The 10,990-nt window shown below is 69.0% G+C and carries 6 protein-coding genes and 1 riboswitch; of the genes, 2 read left to right on the top strand and 4 right to left on the bottom strand.

Features of this window, described 5'->3' with window-relative positions:
* Positions 1-173: 173 nt before the first annotated feature.
* A riboswitch (cyclic di-GMP riboswitch) is annotated at positions 174-252 on the top strand.
* Positions 253-267: 15 nt separating this feature from the next.
* Entirely contained in the window at positions 268-3,699 is a 3,432-nt protein-coding gene (locus Aut01nite_RS09805; RefSeq protein WP_204037488.1) for a Calx-beta domain-containing protein, read from the top strand.
* A gap of 63 nt (positions 3,700-3,762) precedes the next feature.
* Here the strand turns inward: Aut01nite_RS09805 and Aut01nite_RS09800 are convergent, their stop codons facing one another.
* Genes Aut01nite_RS09800 through Aut01nite_RS09790 form a run of 3 tightly spaced genes read right to left on the bottom strand, consistent with a single transcriptional unit; the run spans position 3,763 to position 8,074 of the window.
* Complete coding sequence (locus Aut01nite_RS09800; protein WP_412768206.1) at positions 3,763-5,616, bottom strand: ABC transporter ATP-binding protein; 1,854 nt, start codon at positions 5,614-5,616, stop codon at positions 3,763-3,765.
* A gap of 59 nt (positions 5,617-5,675) precedes the next feature.
* Positions 5,676-7,415 carry an ABC transporter ATP-binding protein gene (locus tag Aut01nite_RS09795; RefSeq protein ID WP_043523046.1) on the bottom strand — a complete coding sequence of 580 codons (1,740 nt, stop codon included), beginning with the start codon at positions 7,413-7,415 and terminating at the stop codon, positions 5,676-5,678.
* On the bottom strand, positions 7,409-8,074 hold the full coding sequence (locus tag Aut01nite_RS09790) for a TetR/AcrR family transcriptional regulator (RefSeq protein WP_083998532.1): 666 nt from the start codon (positions 8,072-8,074) through the stop codon (positions 7,409-7,411). The genes Aut01nite_RS09795 and Aut01nite_RS09790 overlap by 7 nt, the downstream gene beginning before the upstream one ends.
* An 88-nt stretch (positions 8,075-8,162) precedes the next feature.
* On the opposite strand from Aut01nite_RS09790, the gene Aut01nite_RS09785 reads away from it, so the two are divergent.
* On the top strand, positions 8,163-9,833 hold the full coding sequence (locus Aut01nite_RS09785; protein ID WP_043523045.1) for a sulfatase-like hydrolase/transferase: 1,671 nt from the start codon (positions 8,163-8,165) through the stop codon (positions 9,831-9,833).
* A gap of 5 nt (positions 9,834-9,838) precedes the next feature.
* Here Aut01nite_RS09785 and Aut01nite_RS09780 read toward each other — a convergent pair whose 3' ends face one another.
* Positions 9,839-10,801, bottom strand: coding sequence for an Acg family FMN-binding oxidoreductase (locus Aut01nite_RS09780; protein ID WP_043523044.1), 963 nt, complete (start codon positions 10,799-10,801; stop codon positions 9,839-9,841).
* Positions 10,802-10,990: the final 189 nt, after the last annotated feature.

The following is a 10,990-nucleotide window of genomic DNA, read 5'->3' as shown; positions in this document are numbered from 1 at the left end:
CGGGCCGATACCCGGCTATGTGAAGGTCTTTCTACCGAAAAACGCGTTCCGCCGCGAACGGTCCGATACGCCGGTTAGATTGCAGTTAGCGCCACCTGAAGCGGAACTTCGCACCCGGTGTCTGCGCTGCTGAGGGCCGGTCGAACCGGCACCCCGAACCGCCCTAGGTGCGGTACCCGAACAGGCAAACCCGTCGCGAGACGGGGACGCAAAGCCAGGGGCCTCCCCGCTGGAGGCAGCCCAGCCGCCGAAGGAGACAGGAAGAGAATGCGTCATCGACCAATCCAAGCGGCGCCGCGAGAGCGGGTGCCGTTCACGCTCTGGGGACGGACACGAATCCGGACGACCCTGGCCACCGTCGCCGCCTCAGTCATCGGCCTGGTCCCGGCGGTCATGGTGGGTTCCCCCGCGCACGCCACACCGACCGGCAACATCGACGATCTGACGATCTCGAACGCCACCAACTGGGGTGGCGGCAGGCTGAGCTTCACCCTGACCTACACCGGCTCCACGTCGGGCATCTTCAGCTTCAGCACCGGCCTGACCGCGGCCAGTGGGGACGCGGACGCGACCGGTGGCGCGGACCTGACCGCTTCGAACGACTACATCAGCGTCAGCGCCCGCGAGATCTCGTTCCCGGCTGTGGCGGCGGGCGGGTCGTACAAGGCGACGCTGACGGTCACCACCAGGAAGGACGCCGATGCGACCGAGGCCCTCGCGCTGACGGCGACCGACGCCGGCGGATTGACGAAGAGCGGCACCGGCACGATCCTCGCGACCGACTCGAACAACCTCATCACGTTGTCCGGCGCGACGACTGTCGACGAGACGGCGACCGGCGGCGTCCAGAAGACGGTGACGATCACCGCCAAGCAGACCTTCCCGCAGACCCGTGACGTCATCGTGCCGGTCAAGACGGCCGCTGTCACCGGCAGCACCGACTTCAAGACCGACATGGCGACGCCGGAAGGCGAGGCGAACCGGGACTACACGGCCCTGCCTGCCGACGCCGTCATCACCATCCCGGCGAACAGCACCACCGGAACGACGACGGTGACGCTCTGGGACGACAACGCCGACGAGACGGACGTCCAGAACTTCAGCGTCAACGAGGACACCGCCCGCATCACCCTCGCCGGTGGTGTGACCAGCGCCGCCCTCGGCGGCAACGTGATCAGCGGCCAGGACAAGGTCAAGATCGGCATCCGGGACGACGACAAGCTGCCGGAAGTCAGCATCGCCAACGCCGAGCCGGCGGTCGAGGGCACCTACCTCTCCTTCCCGCTGACGCTCACCAATCCTTCGGAGAAGGGTGTCGGTGTCGAGGTCGCCGTCGCCGGCGAGGCGATCGCCGGGACGACCGCGGCGAAGGTCCTGTCCTCCAGCGACACGAAGGAGGACATCCTCTGGACGGCAGGTGCGCCTACGACCATTCCGTCGTACGCCCCGTCGAGCAACCTGATGGTGCTGACGACGACGTACGACGACGGGCCGGACTTCGAAGGCCCCGAAGGCGTCCGGGCCACGATCAGCCTTCCGAGCAGCCCGACCGCATCGCTCGGCAAGGACTACGCGAACGGGACCATCACCGACGCCGGATCGGGCAAGACGGTCTACTACGGCACCGCCACCGGCCCCGCCGACAATACGGCTCACACCTGGGCCGAGGGCAGCACCGGTCCGGTCGAGAAGAAGATCTACGTCAAGTTCGACACGAACTCGCCGGCTGACGCGGTGCTGAACTACACCTTCGTCGACGGCACGGCCAAGGCCGGCAGCGACTACGAGGGCAAGGCCGGAACCGTCACGGTGCCGAAGGACGCCACGAAGGAGGTGACCATCCCGGTCACCGTCATCGGGGACCGTCAGGCCGAGCCGACCGAGAAGTTCGTTCTGCGGGTGACCAGCCCGAGTGGTGTGGTGGATGCGGCTTCTCTGGGCGACCAGGAGTTCACCATCACGGACGACGACGCGGCGCCGTTCTGGACCACCGAGGACGCGAAGGTCCAGGAGGGCAACACCGGCACGACCCTGGCCCGGATTCCGGTCCGGCTCACCGGTCCGGCAGCCGCCGACGTCGCCTTCGACGCCACGTTCGCGGATGCGAGCGCGGTCGACGACACGGGCGTCGGTGCGGGTGACAACGACTACACCCAGCCGATCAACAAGGTCGTGACGGTCAAGGCGGGCGAGACGGTCGGGTACCTCGACGTCCCGATCAACGGCGACGAGGTCTTCGAGAAGGACCAGACCTTCAACGTCACGTTCGCCATGACCACGGCCACGGCTTCGGCCAACAATGTGGAGGACTCGCCGGACACCACCGTGAAGGTCTCACGGGTGACGGTCGGCAACGACGACGCCCAGCCGAAGCTCACCTACCAGTTGGGCACCGTCACCGAGGGTGGCACGCTCCCGGTGACCGGCACCGTCGTCGGCGTCTCCGAGTACACCTACCACCTCGGCCTCACCGTGGGTGGCGGCGCGTCAGAGCCGGCGACCCCGGGCGTGGACTTCAAGGTGCCGGACACCCTGGCAGCCCTCGACATCGAGGTACGCCGGGGCGAGTCGGGTCTGCTCACCGCGAGTGGTGGCAAGTTCGCGGCGAGTGCCGGCGGTAACGGTTACCCGGCGCAGCTCATCGAGATCCTGAACGACACCATCGACGAGCCGAACGAGTCCATCTCGATCACCGCCAACGAGATCTCGTCGATCCTCACCGGTTTCGCCACGTCGTCCACGACCGTGAAGGTCGCCGACGACCCGCTGGACCTGCCGCCGGCGGTCTCCATCGCGGACATCGTGGTGGACGAGAAGGCCGGCGTCGCCGAGGTTCCGGTCAACCTGGACTTCACCGGTGAAGCCGACTCCAGCTCGCAGCCGGTCACGATCCCGTTCTGGACGTCGGACGGCACCGCCAAGGCGGGCGAGGACTTCAAGTACACGAAGGGCAACACCGAGGTTCCCGCGAACGTCAAGAAGTGGACCATCAAGGTTCCGCTGATCAACGACGGGCACGCTGAAGGCGACGAGTACTTCTCGCTGCGGCTCGGAGCTCCCGGTCCGCTGGGCGCTTCGGTGATCAACGGTGACGCCACCGTCACCATCAAGGCGAACGCCGGTGGTACGCCGACCACGCCGACCGACCCGGGTGACCCGAAGCCGGCCACGCCGACCATCGCGGTGAGCGGTCCGAGCCGGGGCGCGGGCACTGCCACGATCACCGGTAAGACCTCGCCGAACACCACGGTCGAGCTGTGGGGCGCGCCGCTGCCGGCGAGCACCCTGGGCAGCCTGAAGTCCCTCACCTCGGTGAAGTCGGACGCCAGCGGCAACTTCCGGGTGACGCGGTCGATCACGACCGGCCACGCGTTCGCGGTGCGAGCCAACGAGCTGTACTCCGCGGTCCGTACGGTCAAGCTGACCCAGAACCCGGTGTTGTCGATCAGCTCGCCGTCGAAGGGCAAGCTGAAGATCGTGGTCACCGGTAACCCGAAGGCCGCCGGCCAGAAGGTCACCATCCAGCGTCTCTCCGGTGGCAAGTACGTGAACCTGACCACCGGCACGACGACGGCGACGAACTTCACCAAGACCGTCAGCATCAAGTCGAAGACCAAGGTCACCGTCCGGGCCACGGTCTCCGGCACGTCCGGCATCAACGCGGCCACCACCGCGGGCAAGTCCGTGACGATCAAGTAAGCGGGTAAGAACGCGAGACGGGGGCGGCCGGAAGGCCGCCCCCGTTCCGCGTCGGAGACCCGGTCAGTCGACCTCGACGACGGCCTGGGCGAACTGGGCGGAGTAGAGGCGGGCGTACGCCCCACCGGCCGCGAGCAGGGAGTCGTGGGTGCCCTGTTCGACGATCGTGCCGTTCTCCATCACCAGGATGACGTCGGCGTCGCGGATCGTGGACAGCCGGTGGGCGATCACGAAACTGGTGCGCCCGCTCCGCAGGGTCGCCATCGCCTGCTGGATCAGCACCTCGGTACGCGTGTCGACCGAGCTGGTCGCCTCGTCCAGGATCAGGATGCTGGGTTCGGCGAGGAACGCCCGCGCGATCGTGACCAGCTGTTTCTGGCCGGTGCTGACGTTCGACCCCTCCTCGTCGATCTTCGTGTCGTATCCCTCGGGCAGCATCCGCACGAACCCGTCGACGTGGGCCGCCTCGGCGGCCGCCCGGATCGACTCCGATGAGGGGGTCGCGGTGGGCGCGCCGTACCCGATGTTGTCGGCGATGCTGCCACCGAACAGCCAGGTGTCCTGGAGGACCATCCCGATCTGTTCGCGGAGTTGTTCCCGCGGCATGGTGGCGATGTCGACCCCGTCCAGGGTGATCCGCCCGCCGGTCACCTCGTAGAACCGCATCAGCAGGTTGACCAGCGTGGTCTTGCCGGCGCCGGTGGGGCCGACGATCGCCACGGTCTGACCGGGTTCGACGGCCAGCGAGAGGTTCTCGATCAGCGGCTTGTCCGGCAGGTAGCGGAACGACACGTTCTCGAACGCGATCCGGCCGCGCACGTCGCCGAGCTCGGCGGGAACCGGTTCGGGGGACTGTTCGTCGGCGTCGAGCAGGGCGAACACCCGCTCGGCCGAGGCCACCCCGGACTGGACCAGGTTGGCCATGCTGGCGACCTGGGTGAGCGGCTGGCTGAACTGGCGCGAGTACTGGATGAACGCCTGCACCTCACCGAGCGACAGCGTCCCGGACGCCACCCGCAGGCCACCGACGACCGCCACCAGCACGTAGTTCAGGTTGCTGATGAACATCATGGCCGGCTGGATCAGCCCGGAGATGAACTGGGCGCGGAAGCTGGAGGCGAACAGTTTGTCGTTGTGCTCCTGGAAGACCGCGGCCGCCTCGTTCTGCCGCCCGAAGACCTTGACCAGGGTGTGCCCGGTGAACATCTCCTCGATGTGGCCGTTGAGCTGCCCGGTGGTCTTCCACTGGGCGACGAACTGGCCCTGCGACCGCTTGCCGATCACGGTGGTGAGCCAGATCGACACCGGCACCGAGACGAGCGCGATCAGCGCCAGCAACGGCGAGATCCAGAACATCATCCCGAGTACGCCCACGATCATCAACAGCGACGTGACCAGCTGGGCGAACGTCTGCTGCAGGGTCTGCGCGATGTTGTCGGTGTCGTTGGTGGCCCGGCTCAGCACCTCACCGCGGGCCTGCTTGTCGAAGTACGACAGGGGCAGCCGGCCCAGTTTGTCCTCCACCTGCTGCCGCAGGTCGAAGACGGCGGCCTGGACGGCCCGGGTGGTGAGCCGGCCCTGCAGGACGCCGAAGATCCAGGCGAACACGTAGATCAGCGCGACCCAGCCGAGGATCCGCATCAGCCTGTCGAAGTCGATGCCCTGGCCGGGCACCACGTCCACACCGGCGAACTTGTCGCCCGCGCCGGCGTCCGGCAGCCGGCTGATCACCCCGGCGAAGATCACGTCGGTGGCCTTGCCGAGCAGGTAGGGGCCGTACACCGACAGGAAGACGCTGACGGCGCCGAACCCCAGCGCCCCGGCCACGAAGACCCGCTGTGGCTTGAGCAGCCCGAGCAGCCGTTTCGTGGACCCCTTGAAGTCCTCGAGTTTCTCCGGCGGCCCACCCGCCATCATCATCCGGGCAGCGGGCGGTCCACCGGGAACCGGCCCGCGTCGCTGAGAAGCAGGTGCAGTCATCGGGTAGCCGCCTCTTCCACGGTGAGCTGGGACAGGACGATCTCGCGGTACGTGGAGCTGGTCTCCATCAGCTCGTCGTGGGCGCCGGTCCCGACGACCCGGCCGTCGTCGAGCACGATGATCCGGTCGGCGTCCCGGATGGTGCTGACCCGCTGCGCCACGATCACCACGGTGGCGTCCGCGATGTGCTCGGTCAGCGCCGCCCGCAGCGCCGCGTCGGTGGCGTAGTCGAGCGCCGAGAACGAGTCGTCGAACAGGTAGATCTCGGGCCGGTGCACCAGGGTGCGGGCGATCGCGAGCCGCTGCCGCTGGCCGCCGGAGACGTTAGTGCCGCCCTGGGCGATCGGCGCGTCCAGCCGGTCCTCCATCGACTCGACGAACTCGCGGGCCTGGGCGATCTCCAGGGCCTCCCAGAGCTGCTCGTCGGTGGCGTCGGGGTTGCCGTACCGCAGGTTGGAGGCGATCGTGCCGGTGAACAGGTACGGCTTCTGCGGAACCAGGCCGATCACCTTCGACAGCAGGTCCAGGTCGATCTCCCGGACGTCCACGCCGTCGACCAGCACCCGGCCCTCGGTGGCGTCGAACAGCCGGGGGACCAGGTTGAGCAGGGTGGTCTTGCCGCTGCCGGTGCTGCCGATGATCGCGGTGACCTCCCCGGGGCGGGCGGTCAGCCGTACCCCCGAAAGCACGCCGGCCTCGGCCCCCGGATAGTGGAACCCGACGTCCTGCAGCTCCAGCTCGCCGCGCAGCGGCAGCGTCGTGACCGGCGCCTTCGGCGGCGTCACGCTGGACGAGGTGCCCAGGATCTCCTCGATCCGCTCGGCACAGACCTCGGCGCGCGGGACCATCATGAACATGAAAGTCGCCATCATGATCGAGAAGAGGATCTGCATCAGATAGCTGACGAACGCGGTGAGCGCGCCGATCTGCATGCCGCCGGAGTCGATCCGGTGACCGCCGAACCAGAGCACGGCGACACTGGAGATGTTCACGATCAGCAGCACGGTCGGGAACATCAGCGCCATGATCCGGCCGACCCGCAGCGACACGTCGGTCAGCTCGTCGTTGGCGACGCCGTACCGCTCCCGCTCGTGGTCGTCGCGGACGAACGCCCGGATCACCCGGATGCCGGTGATCTGCTCGCGCATCACCTGGTTGACCCGGTCGATCCGCACCTGCATGGTCCGGAACAGCGGCCGCATCCGCATGATGATCAGGCCGATCACGGTGACCAGGATCGGGATGATCGCCAGCAGCAGGCCGGAGAGCGGCACGTCCTCGCGCAGCGCCAGCACGATGCCGCCGACGCACATGATCGGTGCCGACACCATCAGCGTGAAGGTGAGCAGCACCAGCATCTGGATCTGCTGGACGTCGTTGGTGGTCCGGGTGATCAGCGACGGGGCGCCGAACTGGCCCACCTCGCGCGCGGAGAACGTCTGCACCCGGTCGAAGATCGAGGATCGCAGGTCGCGGCCGACGGCCATCGCCGTGCGGGCGCCGAAGTACACCGCCACGCCCTGCGCGGCGATCTGGAGCACGGTGATGCCGAGCATCCCGGCGCCGACCCGCAGCACATAGCCGGTGTCGCCGGGGACCACGCCCTTGTCGATGATGTCGGCGTTGAGCGCCGGCAGATAGAGCGTCGCGATCGTCTGCAGGAACTGGAAGAGCACCACGAGGGAGATCTCTGTCCGGTACGGCCGCAGATGGACGCGAAGCAGTTTGATCAGCATGGTGACTGATCCCCCCGTTCGTTGTTTGTCAGTTCGTCGAGCGCGACGGCCACGACGTCGATCTCCGGCAGGCCGTTGAGAATGCCGTCGAGCAGCAGTGTCGCCAGGTCGGCGGCATCGAACGTGTCGTCCGCGTAGGGCCCGAAGGTGTTGGCGCCGCAGAAGGCCAGGAGCAGCCGGGCCGCACGCCACGGCGGAACCCGCAACCGGGCCTCGTCGGGGGCGAACACGTCGGCCACCGCCGACTCCAGGGCCTCCCGGCCGGCCGCCATCCGGGCTCTGGTCTCGGGATCCTTCTCACCGAGCAGGATCAGCCGGCGCGCGGCGGTGAGCAGGTGGGCGTTTTCGGCGAACCGGGCGTACGCCAGCTCGGCGGCCAGGGTGACCCGGATCCGCAGGGGGAGCGTGCGGTCGATCGCGGCCAGCCCGTCCAGGGTCGGCTGCGGGTCGAGCGCCTTGACGATCGAGCAGGTGACGAGCTGGCTCTTGCTCTCGAAGACGCCGAAGATCGTGCCCTCGGCGACCCCGGCGGCGCTGGCGATCTGCCGGGTGCTGACCTCCAGCCCGTGTTCGTGCAGCAGCGGGATGGTCGCGTCGATGAGGGCGGCCCGGCGCTCCTCCGGTGCCATCGCGGGGACGCGTCTGCGTCGGGATTCCATGGCCGCCACTGTAATGAGCGAGTGCTCACTCATACAAACGGGTTATGGCGCTCGAACCGGATCCGGCGAAGTGGCGTATGAAGGGAATGTGAGCCAAACGAAGTCGTACCGCCGGGTCCTCAGGCACGTGACCACGGGATTCGCCGCGCTGATCGTCTTTCTGGCCCTGACCGTCCCGGACCAGATCACCCGGCTGCCGCCCGGCAACTCCGTCTTCACCGCGCTCCTGCGAGTTCCGGTCGAGGCGCTGATCGCCGGGGCGATCCTGCTCCTGCTACCGGAACGGGGGCGCCTCGGCCGGTTCCGGCGACCGCTCGTCGTCGGACTGGGCGTGCTGCTCGGCCTGCTCACCGTGATCAAGATGATCGACATCGGGTTCTTCGCCGTGCTGGCCCGGCCGTTCAACCCGGTTCTCGACTGGATCCTGATCGACGACGGGTTCAACTTCCTGACCGACTCGATCGGGAGACCCGCGACCATCGGGCTGACCGCCGTCGCCGGGCTCCTCACCGTCGCGCTGGTGGCCGGGATGACCGGTGCGGTGGTCCGGCTCTCCGCCGTCCTGCGGGCGAACCGGGTCCGGTCCTGGCGTGGCCTCGGCGCGGCCGGCGCGGCCTGGACGGCGCTCGCCGCGCTGGGCGTACAACTGATCGCCGGGCTGCCGGTCGCCTCGCACGCCGCCGCCGACCTGGCCGCGCAGACCGCCCTCGCCATCCCCAACGACCTGGCCGACCGGAAACGGTTCGCCGCCGAGGTCCAGGTCGACGCCTACCGGGAGCAGCCCGGCACCCAGTTGCTGACCGCGCTGCGCGACAAGGACGTGACCATCTCGTTCATCGAGAGCTACGGGCGCACCTCGATCGAGAACCCGGAGTTCAACGGCGCGATCCTGGACAGCCTCGCCACCCACCGGACCCGGCTGGCGGCGCAGGGTTACGCGGCCCGCAGCGGCTACCTGACCTCACCCACCATCACCAGCGGGAGCTGGCTGGCGCACTCCACCTTCATGTCCGGGCTCTGGATCGACAACGAGCAGCGTTACCGCAGCCTGGTCGCCACCGATCGGCTCACCCTCACCAAGGCCTTCAAGAAAGCCGGGCATCGTACGGTCGGGGTCGAGCCCGGGGTGGTCTTCGCCTGGCCGGAAGGCGACTTCTACGGGTACGACCAGATCTACGACTCACACGCCCTCGCCTACCGGGGCCCCAAGTTCGGCTGGTCCCCGATGCCCGACCAGTACGTGATGTCCGAGTTCCAGAAGCGGGAGTACGGCAAGGCGAACCGCGGCCCGCTGCTCTCCGAGATCACCCTGGTCTCCAGCCACGCCCCGTGGGCGCCGACCCCGACCATGCTCGACTGGGACACCCTCGGCGACGGCAGCGTCTACGGCCCGATGGCCGCGTCCGTCCCGTCCACCAAGGAGGTGTGGAAGGACGACGCCCGGGTCCGGCAGGAGTACGCCAAGTCCGTCGCCTACTCCCTCGACAGCCTGCTCGGCCACCTGGAGAGGTACGGCAACGACGACACCGTGATGGTCTTCCTCGGCGACCACCAGGCGTCGTCGGTGATCGTCGGCACGAACGCCAGCCGCGACGTGCCGATCACGATCGTCGCCAAGGACCCGAAGATCCTCGACCGGGTCGCGTCCTGGGGCTGGACCGACGGCCTCAAGCCGGACCCGGCCGCCCCGGTCTGGCGGATGGACACCTTCCGGGACCGTTTCCTGGCCGCCTTCGGCCCGGAAGGCGACCCGCACTGACCTGGCTAGAGCACGTCGATGACCTGCCCCGCCGGGAGGCGGGGCGTCTTCGGCGGCGCCGACTGGGCCGGGTCGAGCGTGCCCAGGCGCACCGGCAGGAACGGGAAGCCGACGCCGCCGAGCATCCGGCGCAGCGCCTGCCGGGTGAACGGGATCTCCACCGGGCCGCTCAGCGGCAGCAGGTTCACCGCCTGCTCGGTCGCGGCCAGCCACAGCGCGCTCAGCGCCTCGCCGCCGCGCAGCCAGTCCGCGGCCTCGTCACCCTCGCCGTAGAGCACCGCGTACGTCGCCGCCTCGTCGTGCCCCTCGCCGGCCGCGAGCGTTCCCCGCGACGGGAAGTCCCGCTCGGCGACGGTGGTCAGCGGCACCTCCTCGGGCAGCGCGGACGCCGGGATCCCGGTGCCTTCGGCCCGGTCGCCACCGACCCAGGTCGCGGTCTCCGCCGTGATCCGCTCGTCGCCGGCCTCGGCGTGCTGCGCCTGACCCACCGCCACCGCCAGCTCGAGCACCTGGTCCCGGCCGAGCACGTGCAGCCGTGCCCCGGCCTCCTCGGTCACCTTCACCAGATGGCGCAGCGTGTCCTCGGGAACCCGCTCGTCGGTCACCGTCCGCCGGTCGGTCCGCCGGACCTGCAGCATCTGGAAGTGCCGGGTCGCCTCCGGCCGGGCCGGAACCCGCTCGGCCGCACGGACGACCGCCAGCGGCTCACCCGCCGGCCGCTCCACCTCGTGCCGCCAGCCCTCGGCGTCCAGCGCCACCCGGGCGTGATGCAGCGCCGTCCCGCAGCTCAGCAGCAGCATCCGGCCGTCCGGGTCCTGCTCGCGCAGCTGGCGCTCGGCCACCCCGTGCAGTTCCAGCCGGTCCCCGCGGACGACCCAGCGCCACGGCTGGGTGTTGTGGATCGACGGTGCGAACCGGGCCGCGTCCGCCGCCTGGACCAGTGCGCGCTTGACCTCGTCGTCGTTCATGTCTCTATGGTGCTGCCTCCACCCGGCATCAGGTACGGCCTTTGGCCTCTAGGCTCGTCCTCCGCCGTCGTGTGCACGGATGCTCGCACCCCCCTCACCGGCTGGGAGTGGTGGGGATCGCCGTCCTGTGCCTACATGTCAGAGGCGCCGGGTCGGCGAACGCTGCCGTGATCCAGCGGCCGGGATGCC

It is taken from the genome of Actinoplanes utahensis, from assembly GCF_016862455.1.
Lineage (GTDB): Bacteria > Actinomycetota > Actinomycetes > Mycobacteriales > Micromonosporaceae > Actinoplanes > Actinoplanes utahensis.
Note: the sequence above shows the minus strand (reverse complement) of the source record. Positions and strands in the feature narration are given on the sequence as shown.

Excerpts from the sequence above, each read along its gene's own strand:
- Aut01nite_RS09790 (WP_083998532.1), bottom strand. The coding sequence starts at position 8,074 with ATGGAATCCCGACGCAGACGCGTCCCCGCGATGGCACCGGAGGAGCGC.
- Aut01nite_RS09805 (WP_204037488.1), top strand. The coding sequence starts at position 268 with ATGCGTCATCGACCAATCCAAGCGGCGCCGCGAGAGCGGGTGCCGTTC.
- Aut01nite_RS09800 (WP_412768206.1), bottom strand. The coding sequence starts at position 5,616 with ATGATGGCGGGTGGGCCGCCGGAGAAACTCGAGGACTTCAAGGGGTCC.
- Aut01nite_RS09795 (WP_043523046.1), bottom strand. The coding sequence starts at position 7,415 with ATGCTGATCAAACTGCTTCGCGTCCATCTGCGGCCGTACCGGACAGAG.
- Aut01nite_RS09780 (WP_043523044.1), bottom strand. The coding sequence starts at position 10,801 with ATGAACGACGACGAGGTCAAGCGCGCACTGGTCCAGGCGGCGGACGCG.